This is a genomic window from Kitasatospora sp. GP82 (assembly GCF_029892105.1).
Taxonomy (GTDB): domain Bacteria; phylum Actinomycetota; class Actinomycetes; order Streptomycetales; family Streptomycetaceae; genus Kitasatospora.
In genome coordinates this window covers 18,314-34,905 of sequence record NZ_JARZAJ010000023.1, presented here as the reverse complement: position 1 = coordinate 34,905, position 16,592 = coordinate 18,314, and the positions used below count along the sequence as shown (strand labels likewise).

Annotated in this window: 16 protein-coding genes and 1 tRNA gene; 9 read left to right on the top strand and 8 right to left on the bottom strand. The window is 70.3% G+C overall.

Annotated elements, in window-relative coordinates:
- Positions 1 to 99 precede the first annotated feature (99 nt).
- The 3 genes from P3T39_RS23800 to P3T39_RS23790 all read left to right on the top strand — a co-directional run bounded on the left by P3T39_RS23800 (position 100) and on the right by P3T39_RS23790 (position 2,697).
- The gene (locus tag P3T39_RS23800; RefSeq protein WP_280700800.1) at positions 100 to 1,017 is read left to right on the top strand and encodes an ABC transporter ATP-binding protein; all 918 of its coding nucleotides are present in this window, start codon (positions 100 to 102) and stop codon (positions 1,015 to 1,017) included.
- Positions 1,014 to 2,153 carry an ABC transporter permease gene (locus P3T39_RS23795; protein ID WP_280700798.1) on the top strand — a complete coding sequence of 380 codons (1,140 nt, stop codon included), beginning with the start codon at positions 1,014 to 1,016 and terminating at the stop codon, positions 2,151 to 2,153. Before P3T39_RS23800 ends, P3T39_RS23795 begins: the two co-directional genes overlap by 4 nt.
- 139 nt (positions 2,154 to 2,292) lie before the next feature.
- Positions 2,293 to 2,697 carry a globin gene (locus P3T39_RS23790; protein WP_280700796.1) on the top strand — a complete coding sequence of 135 codons (405 nt, stop codon included), beginning with the start codon at positions 2,293 to 2,295 and terminating at the stop codon, positions 2,695 to 2,697.
- A gap of 42 nt (positions 2,698 to 2,739) precedes the next feature.
- On the opposite strand, the gene P3T39_RS23785 is transcribed toward P3T39_RS23790, so the two are convergent.
- From P3T39_RS23785 to ssb, 5 genes are all read right to left on the bottom strand, one after another.
- Entirely contained in the window at positions 2,740 to 3,441 is a 702-nt protein-coding gene (locus tag P3T39_RS23785) for a hypothetical protein (RefSeq protein ID WP_280700794.1), read from the bottom strand.
- 60 nt (positions 3,442 to 3,501) lie between these two features.
- Positions 3,502 to 3,981, bottom strand: a complete 480-nt coding sequence (locus P3T39_RS23780; RefSeq protein WP_280700793.1) for a thioesterase family protein — start codon at positions 3,979 to 3,981, stop codon at positions 3,502 to 3,504.
- Positions 3,982 to 4,081: 100 nt separating this feature from the next.
- Positions 4,082 to 5,746: an energy-dependent translational throttle protein EttA gene (ettA, locus tag P3T39_RS23775; protein WP_280700791.1), complete on the bottom strand. Its 1,665-nt coding sequence runs from the start codon at positions 5,744 to 5,746 to the stop codon at positions 4,082 to 4,084.
- Between the two features lie 326 nt (positions 5,747 to 6,072).
- Positions 6,073 to 7,200 carry a thioester domain-containing protein gene (locus P3T39_RS23770; RefSeq protein ID WP_280700789.1) on the bottom strand — a complete coding sequence of 376 codons (1,128 nt, stop codon included), beginning with the start codon at positions 7,198 to 7,200 and terminating at the stop codon, positions 6,073 to 6,075.
- A gap of 325 nt (positions 7,201 to 7,525) precedes the next feature.
- Complete coding sequence (gene ssb / locus P3T39_RS23765) at positions 7,526 to 8,089, bottom strand: single-stranded DNA-binding protein (RefSeq protein WP_280700787.1); 564 nt, start codon at positions 8,087 to 8,089, stop codon at positions 7,526 to 7,528.
- A gap of 590 nt (positions 8,090 to 8,679) precedes the next feature.
- Between ssb and P3T39_RS23760 the strand changes: the two genes are divergently transcribed.
- A tRNA-Arg gene (locus P3T39_RS23760) sits at positions 8,680 to 8,755 on the top strand.
- 63 nt (positions 8,756 to 8,818) lie between these two features.
- Here P3T39_RS23760 and P3T39_RS23755 read toward each other — a convergent pair.
- Entirely contained in the window at positions 8,819 to 9,526 is a 708-nt protein-coding gene (locus P3T39_RS23755; RefSeq protein WP_280700785.1) for a TetR/AcrR family transcriptional regulator, read from the bottom strand.
- A gap of 132 nt (positions 9,527 to 9,658) precedes the next feature.
- On the opposite strand from P3T39_RS23755, the gene P3T39_RS23750 reads away from it, so the two are divergent.
- From P3T39_RS23750 to P3T39_RS23740, 3 genes are all read left to right on the top strand, one after another.
- Positions 9,659 to 10,219 (top strand): GNAT family protein, encoded by a 561-nt coding sequence (locus P3T39_RS23750; RefSeq protein ID WP_280700783.1) that lies wholly within the window; start codon positions 9,659 to 9,661, stop codon positions 10,217 to 10,219.
- 155 nt (positions 10,220 to 10,374) lie between these two features.
- A complete protein-coding gene (locus tag P3T39_RS23745) occupies positions 10,375 to 10,794 on the top strand; it encodes a RidA family protein (RefSeq protein ID WP_280700782.1) in 420 nt (139 codons plus the stop codon).
- Between the two features lie 124 nt (positions 10,795 to 10,918).
- The gene (locus P3T39_RS23740) at positions 10,919 to 11,707 is read left to right on the top strand and encodes an enoyl-CoA hydratase/isomerase family protein (RefSeq protein WP_280700894.1); all 789 of its coding nucleotides are present in this window, start codon (positions 10,919 to 10,921) and stop codon (positions 11,705 to 11,707) included.
- Positions 11,708 to 11,785: 78 nt separating this feature from the next.
- Here the strand turns inward: P3T39_RS23740 and P3T39_RS23735 are convergent, their stop codons facing one another.
- The gene (locus P3T39_RS23735; protein ID WP_280700780.1) at positions 11,786 to 13,048 is read right to left on the bottom strand and encodes an acyl-CoA dehydrogenase family protein; all 1,263 of its coding nucleotides are present in this window, start codon (positions 13,046 to 13,048) and stop codon (positions 11,786 to 11,788) included.
- Between the two features lie 212 nt (positions 13,049 to 13,260).
- Here P3T39_RS23735 and P3T39_RS23730 point away from each other — a divergent pair, with 212 nt between their 5' ends.
- On the top strand, positions 13,261 to 13,917 hold the full coding sequence (locus P3T39_RS23730; protein WP_280700778.1) for a TetR family transcriptional regulator: 657 nt from the start codon (positions 13,261 to 13,263) through the stop codon (positions 13,915 to 13,917).
- 115 nt (positions 13,918 to 14,032) lie between these two features.
- On the top strand, positions 14,033 to 15,490 hold the full coding sequence (locus P3T39_RS23725; RefSeq protein WP_280700775.1) for a cellulase family glycosylhydrolase: 1,458 nt from the start codon (positions 14,033 to 14,035) through the stop codon (positions 15,488 to 15,490).
- A 10-nt stretch (positions 15,491 to 15,500) separates the two neighbouring features.
- Here the strand turns inward: P3T39_RS23725 and P3T39_RS23720 are convergent, their stop codons facing one another.
- Positions 15,501 to 16,466, bottom strand: a complete 966-nt coding sequence (locus P3T39_RS23720) for a helix-turn-helix transcriptional regulator (protein WP_280700772.1) — start codon at positions 16,464 to 16,466, stop codon at positions 15,501 to 15,503.
- Positions 16,467 to 16,592: the final 126 nt, after the last annotated feature.

The window sequence follows — 16,592 nt, the reverse complement described above, 5'->3', positions numbered from 1 at the left end:
GGGTGGGGCCCTTCGCGAATTGGGCCCCACCCTCAGATTTTCTTCAACTGATGGTGACCGATCTCCACAGTCATGCCCCGAACCCCTAGGGTTCAGGGCATGACTGCAGCTATATCCGCGGACGGAATCCGGAAGCGGTACGGGGATGTCCAGGCTGTCGACGGGGTGTCACTCACCGTCGAGACTGGCGAGTTCTACGGAATACTCGGGCCCAACGGGGCCGGTAAGACCACCACTCTGGAGATCCTGGAGGGGATCCGCGAGCCCGACGAGGGCCGCGTCGAGCTGCTGGGGCTGTCGCCCTGGCCGCGCAACACCAAGCTGCTGCCGCGCATCGGCGTGCAGTTCCAGGCTTCGGCTTTCTTCAACAAGCTGACGGCCCGTGAGACGATCCGCACCTTCGCCTCCTTCTACGGCGTCGGCCCCAAGCGCGCCGACGCGATGCTGGAACGGGTCGGCCTCACCGACTCGGCCTCGGTCCACACCGACAAGATGTCCGGCGGCCAGGCCCAACGGCTCTCCATCGCCTGCGCACTGGCGCACGACCCGGAGCTGGTCTTCCTGGACGAGCCGACCACGGGACTCGACCCGCAGGCCCGCCGCAATCTCTGGGACCTGCTCCGCGACATCAACTCCGAGGGCCGCACCGTCGTCCTGACGACCCACTACCTCGACGAGGCCGAGGTGCTCTGCGACCGGGTCTCGGTGATGGACCACGGCAAGGTGCTGAAGACCGGCAGCCCGACGGCCCTGGTCCGGGAGATCGACGACACCGTGCGGGTGAGCGTCGAGTCCGGCCAGCTCACGGCCGCGCGGGCGCGCGAACTGTTCGGCACGGCCGGGGCCGAGATCGCCAACCTGGAGGACAACGGGGCCTCGCTCTCCGTCTCCACCCGCGCTCCGGCGCCGGTGCTTTCGGTACTCGCCGAGCAGAACGCCCTCCGTGGCCTGGAAGTACGCGGAGCCACCCTGGAGGACGTCTTCCTCCAGCTGACCGGACGGGAGTACCGGGCATGAGTACGAACTCGGCCACGGCACAGCAGGCCCCCACGGGGAAGGCCCCGGCGGAGCAGGAGCGGGTCAGCGCCTTTGCCGGCCTCTCCCGGGTGATGCTGCTCGGCTTTCTGCGGGACCGCGGCACGCTGTTCTTCACACTGATCCTGCCGCTGCTGTTCCTGCTGCTCTTCGGCAGCCTGTACAAGACCTCCAGCTCGCCGCAGGTGAAGGTCGCCCAGGTCGGTGCGGTACAGCTGCTCGACCACGCGCAGGGCGAGCAGCAGGCCGAGCTGGACAAGATCCTCAAGATCACCAAGTACCAGGAACAGGACCAGGACACCGCCCTGACCAAGGTGCGCAAGGGCGAGCTGGACGGGCTGGTGACCTCGGGGCCCGACGGCCAGGTCGTCCTCCGCTTCAGCGTCTCCGACCAGGTCAAGGCCGGCAGCGTGCAGGCCATCCTGAACTCCGTCGTCCAGTCGGCCAACCAGCAGGCCTCCGGCAAGGCACCGGCGTTCACCCTGGCGGCCAGCCAGGTCGAGGACAACTCGCTGAAGCCGATCCAGTACATCGCGCCCGGCCTGATGGGCTACGCGATCGCCATGGGTGCCGTGTACGGAGCCTCGTTCACCCTGGTCAACTGGCGGAAGAAGCGCGTGCTTCGGCGTCTGCGGCTGACGCCCGTCTCTCCGGTGGCCATCGTCGGCGCCCGGGTCGGCGTCAGCGTGGCAGTCGCCCTCGCCCAGACCGGGCTGTTCCTGGCGGTCGCCAGCATGCCGTACTTCGGACTGAAGCTGACCGGCAACTGGTGGCTGATCGTGCCGCTGGTCGTCTGCGCCACCATCGCCTTCATGTCGATCGGCCTGGTCACCGGTGCGGTGGCGAAGACCGAGGAGGCGGCGAACGGTCTCAACCAGATCATCATTCTGCCGATGTCCTTCCTCGGCGGCGCGTTCATCCCGCTGGACTTCGCGCCAGGCTGGTTGCAGACCGTCTCGCACGCTCTGCCGCTCCGCTACCTGATCACCTCCGCCAAGTCGGTGCTCAGCATGGGCGGCGGCGTGATGGACGTGCTCCCGTCCATGGGCGGCCTGCTGGTGTTCGCGGTCGTGATGACCGCGATCGCCTCGCGCTTCTTCAACTGGGACGACGCGTAACGCGCAGCTCGACGGCCCCCACCTGGTGCGCGCCGGCCGGAGGCCGGAGGCCGTAGCGGGACGGGGTCGTATCGGGACGGGGGGCCGTACGCCGATAGAACGGTGTACGGCCCCCTCGGCCGTCTGCGACCATGGTCAGGTGAATGACATCCCACGTGGCACGCTCAGCGAGGAGACCTTTTTCGACGCGGTCGGCGGCGAGCCGACCTTCCGGCGGCTGGTGCACCGGTTCTACCAGGGAGTCGCCGAGGACGAACTGCTGCGGCCGATGTACCCCGAGGAGGACCTCGGCCCGGCCGAGGAGCGGCTGGCCCTCTTCCTGATGCAGTACTGGGGCGGCCCGCGCACCTACAGCAACGAGCGTGGCCACCCTCGACTGCGGATGCGGCACGTGCCGTTCAGGGTGGACCGCGCCGCCCACGACGCCTGGCTGAAGCACATGCGCGTGGCCGTGGACGAGTTGCAGCTCCCCGCCGACGCCGAGCGCCAGTTGTGGGACTACCTGACGTATGCAGCCGCCTCGATGATCAACACCCCGGGCTGACGGCCACCGGCCGGCACCGGGGCCGGTCCACAGCGGGGACAGTCAGCGCAGCGGGCTGAGGCCCAGGCCGGCCCCCGGCGCGGCGGCGCTGCGCACGGCGACCGATCCGTTTGGAGCGCTCAACCGCAGCCAGCCCCCGGCCCGGTGGACGGTGAGCGGCACGGCGGGCCGCAGGAACCCCATCACATACGCGGCGTGCACCGCCCGCAGCGGGAGCTCGGGTGCGGGTGTCAGCGGACGGGACCAGATCTCGTCGGCGAGGCCGTCCAGCACACTGCGGGTGCGATGGTGCTCGGGGACGGCCTCGCTGCGTTCCTTGAACTCCTGCACAGCCGCCATCAGTTCGGGGAAGACCTCGGACCCGGGCGGTTCGGCCAGCAGCTGCCAACCGGTCCTGGGCGGCAGCAGACCGGCCCACGCAGGCCCGGTCACGGCGGCCGGGACGAGCACGGTGTTCACCTGCTCGTCGACGGACTCCAGCAACTGGCCCGCCGAGACGGTGACATCGGTCTGCTCGCCCAACTCGGCCAGCCTGGCCGTACGGATCGCCAGCGCCCCGGAACCGCCCAGTGGCAGCCGCCCGAACACTGCCAGCACACCTGCGGCTTCCGGCGCACCCGCCGTACGGACGGCCTGCAGGCGCACGGCCGCCGCCCGGTCGAAGCGCAGCAGGCGGACCAGGAAGGCGGCCAGGTCGGCGGCCTCCCCGGCATCGGCGAGTACCAGGCGGACGGGCGTGCTCAACGGATCAGCTCACTCTGATGGGGTCGGGTGGGCGGTCGGTCCGGCTGCGGCTGCGGCTGCCTAGACGACGGCCGCAACGGCATCGGCCTTGCCGGCTTCGCTGCCGTCCACGTCGTCCGCACCGTCCATGAAGCGGCTGAGGAACTCCCGCTCCACCGGGCTGATCCGACGCGGTCTTCCCTCTGCCAGGTCATAGGGGACGACGACGGTGGACGCCTTGACGTAGACCGTCTCGGTGCCGTCCTCGTGGGTGTCCTTGATCTCGTACGAGACCGTCAGCGAGGCGCCGCCGATCTTGGTCACCTTGGTCTCGACGGTCACCGGCGCAGGTCGGTGGACCAATGGCCGCTTGTAGTCGATCTCGTGACGCGCCACCACGGAGCCGCCCGCGAACTCCCCGGCTCCGGCCGCGGCGGCCTGGGTGAACATGAAGTCGATCCGGGCCTCCTCCAGGTAGCGCAGGAAGACCACGTTGTTGACGTGCCCGAAGGCGTCCATGTCGGACCACCGCAGGGGGCAGGCGTAGATGTGGCGTGCCACGAGCGTTCTCCTCAAATCCGGTTACCCGCCGGTAGCTTACGGGCGGCGGCCCGGCAGGCCACCCTGGGGCGGTCTGCCGGGCCGTTGTTGCGCCTGGGTGTCAGCCTCGGGTCAGCTTCTTGTAGGTGGCCCGGTGCGGACGGGTGGCGTCGGCGCCGAGCCGCTCGACCTTGTTCTTCTCGTACGAGTCGAAGTTGCCCTCGAACCAGAACCACTTGCTGTCGCCCTCGTAGGCGAGGATGTGGGTGGCCACTCGGTCCAGGAACCAGCGGTCGTGGGAGATGACCACGGCGCAGCCCGGGAACTCCAGCAGGGCGTTCTCCAGCGAGGAGAGGGTCTCGACGTCGAGGTCGTTGGTCGGCTCGTCGAGAAGCAGCAGGTTGCCGCCCTGCTTGAGGGTGAGCGCCAGGTTCAGACGGTTGCGCTCACCACCGGAGAGGATGCCGGCCGGCTTCTGCTGGTCCGGGCCCTTGAAGCCGAACGCGGAGACGTAGGCGCGGGACGGCATCTCGACCTGGCCGACGTTGATCCAGTCGAGCTCGTCGGAGACGACGGCCCACAGGGTCTTCTTCGGGTCGATGTTGGCGCGACCCTGGTCGACGTAGCTGACCTTGACGGTCTCGCCGATCTTGACCGTGCCACCGTCCGGCTGCTCCTCGCCGAGCAGCATCTTGAAGAGCGTGGTCTTGCCGGCGCCGTTCGGGCCGATGACGCCGACGATGCCGTTGCGCGGCAGGGTGAAGCTGAGGTCGTCGATCAGGACCTTCTCGCCGAAGGCCTTGGAGAGGTTGTTGACCTCGACGACGATGTTGCCAAGGCGCGGGCCCGGCGGGATCTGGATCTCCTCGAAGTCCAGCTTCCGCATCTTGTCGGCCTCGGCAGCCATCTCCTCGTAACGGGCGAGACGGGCCTTGGACTTGACCTGCCGGCCCTTGGCGTTGGAGCGGACCCACTCCAGCTCTTCCTTGAGGCGCTTGGCGCGCTTCTGGTCCTTCTGGCCCTCGACCTTGAGACGGGTCTGCTTGGTCTCCAGGTACTTGGAGTAGTTGCCCTCGTACCCGTGCGCCCGGCCACGGTCGAGCTCCAGGATCCACCCGGCGACGTTGTCCAGGAAGTACCGGTCGTGGGTGACGGCGACGACGGTGCCGGCGTACTTGGCCAGGTGCTGCTCCAGCCAGTTCACCGACTCGGCGTCGAGGTGGTTGGTGGGCTCGTCGAGCAGCAGCAGATCGGGGGCCTCAAGCAGCAGCTTGCAGAGCGCGACGCGGCGCTTCTCACCACCGGAGAGCTTGGTGACGGCCCAGTCGCCGGGCGGGCAGCCCAGGGCGTCCATGGCCTGCTCCAGCTGGGCGTCGAGGTCCCAGGCGTTGGCGTGGTCCAAGTCCTCCTGGAGCTTGCCCATCTCGTCGAGCAGCTCGTCGGAGTAGTCGGTCGCCATCAGCTCGGCGATCTCGTTGAACCGGTCGAGCTTGCCCTTGACCTCCTTGACGCCGTCCTGGACGTTCTCCAGGACGGTCTTGGAGTCGTCGAGCGGAGGCTCCTGGAGGAGCATGCCGACCGTGTAGCCGGGCGAGAGGTACGCCTCGCCGTTGGAGGGCTGCTCAAGACCGGCCATCATCTTCAGCACGGTGGACTTACCGGCGCCGTTGGGGCCGACGACGCCGATCTTCGCCCCGGGGAGGAAGTTGAGCGTCACGTCGTCAAGGATCACCTTGTCGCCGTGTGCCTTGCGCAGCTTGCGCATGGTGTAGATGAATTCCGCCACGTGAGATCGCTCCGGCGTCGTCGTGAGTATTCGGCTTGCAGCCTTCCATTCTGCCGCACCGCGGCCGCGTCCCCGAACGGCCCAGCCCTCACCGGCCCCGGAGACGACCCGGTCCCGCCCCCCGCACGGTGCGGGGGACGGGACCTGGCTCAGCCCTCAGCAGCCCAGCCCTCAGCACTGCGGAGGGGTGCTCGCGCCCCTGCCGTCCCGGGCGGCGCCGCCTCCCGGAATCTCGGTACGCGGACCGAGATTCCGGGAGGCGGGATCCAGCACGCGAGATCCGGCACGCGAGCCCATGGCGCCGAGGTGCGCCGGACCGATACGCGTCAGGCCGCGGTGCGTCCGTGACGACCACGACGGCGCAGGGCGAAGACCGCCCCGCCACCGGCGACCAGCAGCGCACCGGCGATACCGGCCAGCCACGGGGTCTCGCTGCCGCCACCGGTGAAGGCCAGACCACCGCCGGTCGAACCACCGGTGGTGCCGCCGGTGCCCACACCCGCGGTCGGCGTGGGCGTCGGCGTCGGGCTGCTCGTGGTCGAACCGGCCGGAGTCCAGCTGAGCGAGGCGGAGGCGGTGACGGTGACCGGCTGCGAACCGGCCAGGATCAGCGTCTGGCTGTGCTTGCCCTCGGCGCCCATCCCGGTGAAGGCCCGGCCGACCGAGACCTCTGCGGTGGTGCTGGCCTTGATGGTCGCGGTCCCGGCCGGTGCACCGGCGGCGGTCTTGGCAAAGATCGTGTCGCCGGACTTGGCGCTCTTGACCTGCTTGCCGTTCTGATCGGTGATGGTCAGCCCGGCCTTGCTGTCGGTCCCATCGACGGCGAGGTCCACACTGGCGCCGTTGGTGGTCACCTTGATCGGGCCGAGCTGGCTGCCGCTCTTCCCGGAGACGGTGCTGGGAGAGAGGCTGAGGGTCGGGCTGGGCTCGGCCAGCGGGACCGCGTGCCCCTCCAGATAGGTCGTCAGGACCTTGGCCTTGGCCTGCTCCGGGACGGCGTTGGCGCCGTCGGAGAAGTGCCAGATGGCGGCCTGGGTACCGGCCGCCGCGTCGTCGGCGCTCAGACCGGGGATGCCGGCGTCCTTCGCCAGCTGGTCGACGCTGACCTTGGGGAAGGAGTGCTGGAGTATCCAGCGGACCTTTCCGACCGCTTCGGTCTTGCCCTTGAGCACGGGCGCCGAGTCCCAGGCGGTCTCCTGGTAGGTCGTGCCCTCCTTGGTCGGGTTGTGCAGGTCGATGCAGTACGTGTCGAGAGTCTGCCCCTCGCTCGTCTTCAGCTGGATGATGCCGCCCTCGACCAGGCCCATCTCCTTGTCACCGATGATCCTGATGGCCTCGCCGTTCTTGAGGCCGGGGGCCAGTACCGCCGTCGTACCCGAGATGTTCGAGCCCGCCGCGACAGCCGCACCTGCCGTGATCATGCCCCCGCCGACCGCCACACTCGTCGCGAGCATGACAGCACCTACGCGGGAGACAGCTCGCCCCTGCTTGTGGAACATGAATGATCCCTCCGGGCTGGGTCGTGCCGATGGCAGCCCGCCTTGCAATGCGACGCGCCCTGTGGCGCCGCTGCACTTGTGTGAACCAGACGCATCCTATTGACCAGCCGACCCACGCAAACCTCCATGCCGAACCAAGACAGTTCCGTATCTATATTGTTATCAAGGGGCTGATACTTGAGCGAACTTGACGGACAACCAGATTCCGAGTGTCAATCAACGCCCTTTGCCGAAGCACGCCTCCGCCGCCAGGAAGTTGGCCGCCCCGCCGAACGCCGCCTCAGGCGACACTCAGCCGATCGGCACCTGCGCGGTCACCCTCGGGCACACTCGCCTCCCCCGCCCCAACTGCCGCAGTCGCCCCACCGGCCCCCTCAGCACTGTCGGCGCCACCGCCACCGGCCTCGACCGCCGCGACGATCCAGTCCGGCACCGCAGGGACCCCCTCCCGGGAGGGGCGCCCCGTGGTCAACTCCGGTCTGGCCTGGACCGCCCAGCGGAACGCCGCGGTACCTCGCGCGAGATCGTGGCCGACCACCCGGGCGTCGATCTCGACGGCAGAGCGCCGCTTGCCCTCCTCGCCCCACTCCCGGATCCGGAGCCGACCGCTCACCACGACCGGATCACCCTTGCTCAGCGAGCTCACCACATTGGCCGCCAGCCAGCGCCACGCCACCACCGTGACCCAGTTGGTGTCGCCGTCCACCCAGTCACCGGCACTCCGGTCGTACCGGCGCTCCGTCGCCGCCATTCGGAAGTTGGCCACCGGGACTCCGGCCGGAGTTTCCGCATAGCTCACGGTCGATGCGACATTTCCGACCATCGTCACCAAGGTCTCGTTCATGGAACACTCTCCGTCCATCATGAATAACGAAGCGGAATCGCCGTCGCAGAGGAAGAGTGTCCATAACGGGAAATCCCCACCACCCCCCACCGAAATCCTGTGGATAAGTGAGCCCTGTGGATAACCGAGGTAACTCTCCGGAGTGAATCGGAGACAGAAAACGACCGAGCTCGGCATCGCATCACGAGGCCATGACAAGTCAGGACAAGCCACGCGCAGGTGTCCGAGCCCCGAACGGGTGGTCCGCTCGCGCGTCCGTCCATGTCATCCGACCGAAGGAACCCAAATGCGCCCCCCTCTCGCCCGTGCCGACACGGATTCTTCGCATCGAATCCATAACGGGTGGGGCTTCAGCCCCGTAACGACTGCACAACGTCCGCCGCCAGAACGCGTCAGAGCGCTGCACGCACAGCCTCTACCTGCGATTATCGGACCGCTCCACCGGGTCGACACACCCGTAGCGGTGCCCGAAGACTCGGCGGAGTATCTGGGGACCCTTATCCTGTCCCGGAACAGCCGGTCGGCAACGCGAGCCCACCGGCGGACCCCAAGTCGGCTGAAGCCCTACCGGGCTGACTCCGTCCTGTAACGCCCCCATAGCTCAGCGGATAGAGCACCCGCCTTCTAAGCGGTAGGTCGCAGGTTCGAATCCTGCTGGGGGCACCACCAGTCGCCCCATCGGCCACACCAGCCGCAGGCACGGGGGCGCGCTCCAGGCCGCAGCCGCCCTCAGGCCGAGCCGCCCCCATCGGTACGGAGCGCTCCGAGGTAGGCGTCCAGTAGCGCCGTCTGCCGCTCCGACGAGAACTCCTGCGGCGCGAGGAGCGCCTGCACCACCAGCCCCAGCACGTAGCTCTGCGCAGCCGCCGCCACTTCCTCCGCCGGTGGCTTCCGGGCAAGTTCGCCGTGTCGCTGCGCCTCGGCGACCAACTCGGCGATCCGCCGCCGCGAGCGCCGGTACCGCTCGGCATGCTCGGCCGCCAGTTCGGGGTCGGCCAGGGCCACGTCCCAGGAACCGACCCAGATCCGGTTGCTGGCCCTGCTGTCCGGCGACAGCGGCAGGATGTCGAGCAGGACCGCCCGCAGCATCGCCAGTGCCGGAACCCCGTCCGCCGCCGTCCCTGCGGCCTCGGCCGCCGCCCGTTCGGACACCTCGGCCGCCCCCGATGCCCCGGATGCTCCGGACACCGCTGCCACGGCCGCCGCCACCGCCGGGCGCGGCCGGTCCGCGGAGCGCCGCTCCAGGACGTCCAGGGCGTACGCCACCAGCGCCCGCTTGTTCGGGAAGTAGTGCGTGAGCAGTCCGGTGGTGGCCCGCATCTCCGCGGCGACCGCGCGCAGCGTCAGCCCGCCGAATCCCCGCTCGGCCAGCACCCGCCATACCGCCTCGGAGACCTCGATCCGTCGGGCGTCATGGTCTCCACGGGCAGGCGTCATGCGCGCTATGGTACCTACCAAACGTTTGTTATGTACCTTGGGCCGCCCTGAGCCGCCTCAAGTCACCGCGCTCCAGACCCCCGTACGGGACCGAGACCCCACCCCACGACGCCCGAAGCCCCGGAGGCCCCCGTGTACGCGATACCCCTCGCCGACGACGCCGAGCTGCGCCCGCTCGAACCCTGGCAGGCTGCCGAGTTCCTGGCCCACATTGATCGCGCGCGGCCCAACACCGACCCGTGGATCCCGTGGGCGTCCCGGTCCACCGATCTCGCCTCGGCCCGCGCCACCCTCCAGGGCTACGCCGACAAGCAGGCCACCGACACGGGCCGGATCTTCGGCATCTGGCGCGCGGGCACGCTGGTCGGCGGGGTGATGTTCGTGCACTTCGACGCGGTCTCGGGCAACTGCGAGATCGGTGTCTGGTCGGAGGCCGCCGGCCAGGGGCATGGCCTGATCGGCGCGGCCGTCCGGCATCTGATCGACTACGCGCTGGTCGAACGAGGGATGCACCGGGTCGAGTGGTGGAGCAGCAGCCGCAACGCCCGCAGCAGGGCGGTCGCCCAGCGGATGGGCATGCGCCTGGACGGCGTGCTGCGCGAGTACTTCCCGCACAACGGGATCCGGCACGACAAGGAGATCTGGTCGATCCTCGCCCACGAGTGGTCCAAGGCCCGGGCGGCCGACTCGTAGGCCCGGGCGGCCGGCTCATCGGCCCGGGCGGCCGACCGGCGGGCCCGGGTCGAGGCACCGGCGCCCGGGCCGCGGACGGCCGGCGAAAACCAGGTGACGCGGAGACAGCATCCGGCACATGATCGGTCGGTTGATCCCCGATCGGAGGAGCGCCGATGGCCCGGCACCGCACCGTCCCGGCCCTGTTCCCGCCACCCGGCTACGCGCACACCGCCGTGGTGGAGGCGGGTGAACGGCTGGTCTTCCTGGCCGGTTCGGTGCCGCTGGACGCCGACGGAAAGCTGGTCGGTCCCGGCGATCACGTCGCGCAGACGCGGCAGGTGCTGGCCAACCTGGAGACGGCCCTGGCAGCGGCCGGGAGCAGCCTGCCGCAGGTGGTCGCCAGCACCGTCTACGTGGTGGCCGCCGAGCCCGGCCCGCTGTCCGAGGTCTGGGAGGTGGTGAACGCGTCGGGTCTCGCCGAGGGGCCGCACACCTCGACGCTGCTCGGCGTCGCCTGCCTCGGCTACACCGGGCAGTTGGTGGAGATCACAGTCACCGCCGTGGCTTCCGGGGCTCCCGCTGTGGAAGGGTGAACGCCGACCCGCTGCGGAAGGGTGCGCATCGACCCGCTGCGGAAGGGTGAGCGCCGGCCCTACGACCCCGGAGGTTGCGTTGTCCCAGCACGATCGAGGCGCCGAGTACTCATCGCTCCTCGGCATGGTCGGTGCCGTCGACACCGGGGTGGACGGCCTGCGCGCGTCTGTCGAGGAGGGTGGCGTCGCCGTCCTGGTGCTCGACCGCCCGTCGCGCCGGAACGCCGTGACGCTTGCCATGTGGCAGGCCCTGCCAGGGGTGTTGGAGCAACTGGCGGCGCTGCCGTCGGTCCGGGCGCTGCTGCTGACCGGTGCGGGTGGGACGTTCAGTGCGGGCGCCGACATCGGCGAACTCTCCGAGGTGTACGGCAGGCCGGACCGGGCCGACGCGTACCACGCGGTGAACGTGGCGGCCGAGGAGGCGCTGGCCGCCTTCCCGCATCCGACCATCGCGGTTGTGCACGGCCACTGCGTGGGCGGGGGATGTCAGTTGGCGGTCGCCTGCGATCTGCGGTTCGCCGCCGAGGGGGCCAGGATCGGGATCACCCCGGCCAAGCTGGGCGTGGTCTATCCGGCCGCGCCGACCCTCCGGCTGGCCGGTCTGGTGGGACCGGCCCGTGCCAAGTACCTGCTCTTCTCCGGGGAGTTGGTGACGGCCGAGCGGGCCGAGCGCTTCGGCCTGGTGGACGAGGTACTGCCGGACGGCGAACTCGACGCGCGCGCAATGGATTTCGCCCGCCTCCTGGCCCGGCGCTCACCGCAGACCATCGGTGCCGCGAAGGCCGTACTGGCTGCGGCGCACCCGGCCGACGCCCGGGCGGCGGTGGCTCCGTGGGAGCGCAAGTCGCGTCAGGCCCCGGACGCCCGCGAGGGGCTGGCCGCCTTCCTGGAGCGCCGCGAGCCGAGATTCTGATCCCGCCCGGCACCGCTGACGTCAGCAGACATGAGCTGGGCTCATGTCTGCCACTCCCCGTCGGGGATCAGACGGCTCTCAGCGGATCGGCACGCCCGAGATGGTGCGGGCGATGACGAGGCGCTGGATCTCGCTGGTGCCCTCGAAGATGGAGTAGATGGCGCTGTCGCGGTGCATGCGCTCGACGGGATACTCCCGGGTGAAGCCGTTGCCACCGAGGATCTGCATCGCCTGCGCCGTGACCCACTTCGCGGTCTCGCCCGCGTACAGCTTGGACATCGAGCCTTCGGCCGAGGTGAACGGCTGGTTGTTCGCGGCCATCCAGGAGGCCCGCCAGACCAGCAGCCTGGCCGCGTCGATGCGGGTCTTCATATCGGCGAGCGTGAAGGCCACACCCTGGTTGTCGATGATCGGACGGCCGAACTGCACCCGGGTCCTGGCATAGTCGAGCGCCACCTCGTACGCGGCGCGGGCGATGCCGATCGCCTGCGCGCCGACCGCCGGACGGGACGCCTCGAAGGTCGCCATCGCAGCGTTCCCGCCCGAACCGCCCTTGCCCGGACCGCCCTTGCCCGGACCTCCGCCGATGCCCTGGGCCGCCCGCTCGCGGGCCCGTGCCAGTCGCTCGTCGAGCTTCTCCCTGCCACCCAGCAGGCAGTGGCCCGGCACCCGTACTCCGTCCAGGACCACCTCGGCGGTGTGCGAGGCGCGGATGCCGTGCTTCTTGAACTTCTGGCCCTGCGAGAGGCCGGGCGTGCCGGGCGGGACGACGAACGAGGCCTGGCCTCGCGCGCCGAGCGCCGGATCCACGGTGGCCACCACCACGTGCACGGAGGCTATTCCGCCGTTGGTGGCCCAGGTCTTGGTGCCGTTCAGTACCCACTCGTCCTTGGCCTCGTCGTAGACGGCCCGGGTACGCAGCGCGGAGACGTCCGAGCCTGCGTCAGGTTCCGAGGAGCAGAACGCGGCGACCTTGACGTCGTCCGGTGTGCCGAACATCTGCGGCGCCCAGGTGCCGATCTGCTCGTCGGTGCCGTTGGCCAGCACCGCGACGGCGGCGAGCGTCGTACCGACGATGGCGAGCCCGATCCCGGCGTCGCCCCAGAAGAGTTCCTCCATCGCGATCGGAATGCCGACACCGGAGGGGTCGAAGTACTGCTGGGCATAGAAGTCCAGCGAGTAGATGCCGAGTCGGGCCGCCTCCTGGATGATCGGCCAGGGGGTCTCCTCCCGCTCGTCCCACTCGGCGGCGGCCGGGCGCATCACGTCGGCGGCGAAGCCGTGCAGCCAGTCGCGCACGGCGAGCTGGTCCGCGCCGGGGTCGAGGGAGAGGGTGCTCATGTTTCTTGCCTCCGGTCAGGGGTGCCGGACGAGTGTCCGGCAGGTGCCTGGTGAACGGGACTGCCCACGCCACTGGGGGTGTTACCTCCGGTAACACTGCCGGAGTCTGCTACTGATTGGTAATGCATGTCAACGCCTTGGCGCACCGCCCCCGAACGCCCGGGACCGACGCCACCGCCCGCGCACCACGCCCGCACCCAGGAGCCAGCACCGTGCCGACCGCCCCCAACCCGCCGACCGGAGAACCCCGTCGCGAGCAGCTGCTCAACGCCGCCGACCGGGTCGTCCAGCGCGACGGCCCCGGCGCCAGCATGAACGCCATCGCCGCCGAGGCCGGCATCACCAAGCCCATCCTCTACCGGCACTTCGGCGACCGGAACGGCCTCATCAAGGCCCTCACCGACCGTCACACCTCCGGCTTGCTGGACGCCATGAGGGCGGCACTGAACGAGCCGCTGGAGCGCCGCGACCGGGTCGAGCACGTCCTGGACATCTACCTCGCCGCGATCGAGTCCCGGCCGCAGGTTTACCGGCTGCTGACCCATCCCGAGCCCGGCGACCCCACCGGCGCCGGGAACGCGCTGGCACCCGCGCTCAGGCAGATCGCCGAGGAGATCACCAAGGCGGTGCAGGTCCAGGTGGACCTCGGCGCCGACGGCCCGCTGCTCTCCGAGACCTGGGGCCGGGCGATCACCGGTATGGTGCTGGCGGCCGGCGACTGGTGGCTGGAACAGCGGCCCTGCCCGCGCCCACGGATGGTGCGGGCGCTGGCCGACCTGCTCTGGGGCCGGCTGGCCGCAGCCGCAGTGCTGCCCTCGGCCATGGCGCAGCTCCCGGTGGCGCCTCCCAGTGGCGGCCCGATGGAGTGAAACCCGCAGAACCACACCGGAGTTGACGGAACGCGAGTCCGACTCACCTCTTGTGCGGCCCGTGACCGTGGGGCATCATCGGCGGTCACCACCCCTCCCCCGCCCGAGGTGCCCTGTGCGCATCCGCCGTACCGTCGCAGCGCTCGTCCTCGCCACCGCCGCCGTACTCGGCACTACGGCCGCAGCTCCCGCGCCCTCCACCACCCCGGCCCGGAGCCGCTTCCCCACCGGCACCGCCACCACCGCCGACGGCCGCACCGTCCTCACCGACCGGAGCGGCCGAGCGCTCCAGCTGCGCGGCTTCACTGTGGACAAGTACGGCGAGACCACCGAGAGCGACCTCAAGTCCATCGCCGCGCACGGCTTCACACTGATCCGGGTGGCCGTCTCCTGGACCCGGCTGGAGCCCGCCCGGGACACCTACGACCGGGCCGAGCTGGCCAATCTGCACCAACTGCTCGACTGGGCCGGGAAGTACGGCCTGCTGGCCGTCATCGACTTCCACCAGGACGTGTACGGGCCGAAGTTCGGCGGCGGCGACCGCGGCATCCCGCTCTGGGCCACCCGGGACGACGGACTGCCCTTCACCCCCGACCCCGACGACTGGTTCGCCGGGTACTTCCAACCCGCCGTGCAGGCCGCCTTCCGGCATCTCTACGACGACCCGGACCTGCGCCGGTGGCAGGACGACTTCTACACCCGTATCGCCCGCGAACTCGGCGGCCACCGCGCCCTGTTGGGCTACGACCTGTTCAACGAGCCGTCCGGACCGATCGACGGCGACCCGAGCGACCCGGCCGTCCTCGCCGCCGCCTCCGCCGAACTGGAACAGGGGCGGCTGGCCGGGATGTACCAGCGGCTGGTCGCCGCAGTGCGCCAGGCCGACTCCCGCTCCTGGCTGTTCGTGGAGCCCACCGTCCTGGTCGGCCAGGGCGTACCGACCCGGCTCCCGGCCTTCTCGGACCCGCGCACCGGCGCACCCCGGCTCGGCTACGCGCCGCACTTCTACGACACCGCCGTGGAGTCGGGCAGGGACTGGGATCCCGCCGACGGCTTCATCGAGAACTACACGGCCGCCATCACCGCCTACCCGCAGTCCAACCACCTCCCGGTCCTGGTCGGCGAGTGGGGGCCGCCCAACTCCCGTACCCCGGGCAACACGCTGCTGGTACAGCGCCAGGTCGTCGCGATGGAGGACTTCGCCACCGCCTGGACGATGTGGTACTGGTGCCGGGGCAACGGCGGCTACTGCGCGCTGGGCCCGGACGGAGAGCCCGCCCGCGGGGACGAACCCGCCTTCGGCCCGTACGCCCGCGCACTCGCCGGCCTCCCCCTCGGCGAGTCCTACCGGGACGGGGTCTACCGCCTGACCTTCACCGCGGACCGTGCCGGCGGCTGGACGGAGGTGGTGCTCCCGGCCGGGAGCTACCCCGGCCGCGCGCACCTGACCGTCAGCGGCGCCCGTGCCTCGGCGGTGGTGGTCGAGCAGCCGGGCGCCGAACGGTCCGGTACGGCCCGGGTCCTGTTGCCACCCGCCCGACCCGGCGCGCAGATCACCCTGGCGATCGGCTGACGCCTCGGCGTCAGAGCAGATCGGCGCGGGCGGCCTGGATCCCGGCCTGGAAGCGGGTGCGGGCACCGAAGCGGTCCATCAGCTCGCGCACCCAGCGCTGCACCGTCCGGGTGGAGACACCGAGTTGGCGGGCGATGCTCTCGTCGGTCAGACCGGCGGCGAGCAGGTCGAGCAGGCGCTGGTGCCGGTCCTGGGGCTCGGCCTCGGTGTCCGCCACCGCCGGAAAGCGCATCCCATGCGACCAGTACAGCTCGAACAGCCCGATCAGCGCGTCCAGCAGCGATGACGGCCGGACCAGCAGCACGTTCTGCAACTCGGTACCCGCGCTCACCGGCAGCAGCGCCCAACGGGAGTCGATCACCGCCAGCTTGAGCGGCAGCTCCGGCAGCACCCTGGCCTGTTCACCGCCCCGGATGAAGGAGCGGATCTCCGCCACCCGCTCGGGCTCGCGCAGCACCCGGCTCTCGTAGACCGCGCGCATCGCCACTCCCCGCCCGAGCACCGAGAGTTCGGTCTCCGGATCGGTGCGACGGATGTACGGCGGCCGGTCCAGCACGCGCAACTGCTCGCGTACGCCCAGCTGCAGGCTGCGCCAGAGCTCGGCGATCGACTCGCGTCCGCTGATCACCTCGACCAGCTCGCCCATCTCGGACTGCCGTCGGCGGTAGGTGCGCATCAGCTCGTTGATCCGGCCGCGCGCCCGCCGGAGTTCCACCTCCCGCTGGAGCAGGAGTTCTTCGAGCGCCACGTCGGGCGCGGCAGCCGTCCACCGCAGCTGCCCGGGAGCCGGGCGCTCCACCAGCCCGTGCTCGGCCAGCGACTCCATTGCGGACAGGGCTCGTTCACCGTTCAGACCGGCCCAGACGGCCAGCTGGTGCACCGAGGCACTGCCGACGTCGAGCAGCCTCAGGTACACCTCCTCTGCGTCGGCGCCGATGCCCAACCCGGCGAATCTGGCCCCAGCGAGCTCCGGCATCGGTACCCCCTTCCCGGACTCCTCCCCCGGCGAGAAGTCCGCAGGCGGAGTCCGACTCTGTGGCATCGGGCGGGCGAAAGCAAGGGACTACCGGCAAGTCATGTACCCGCCATGACGCGTTCCTGA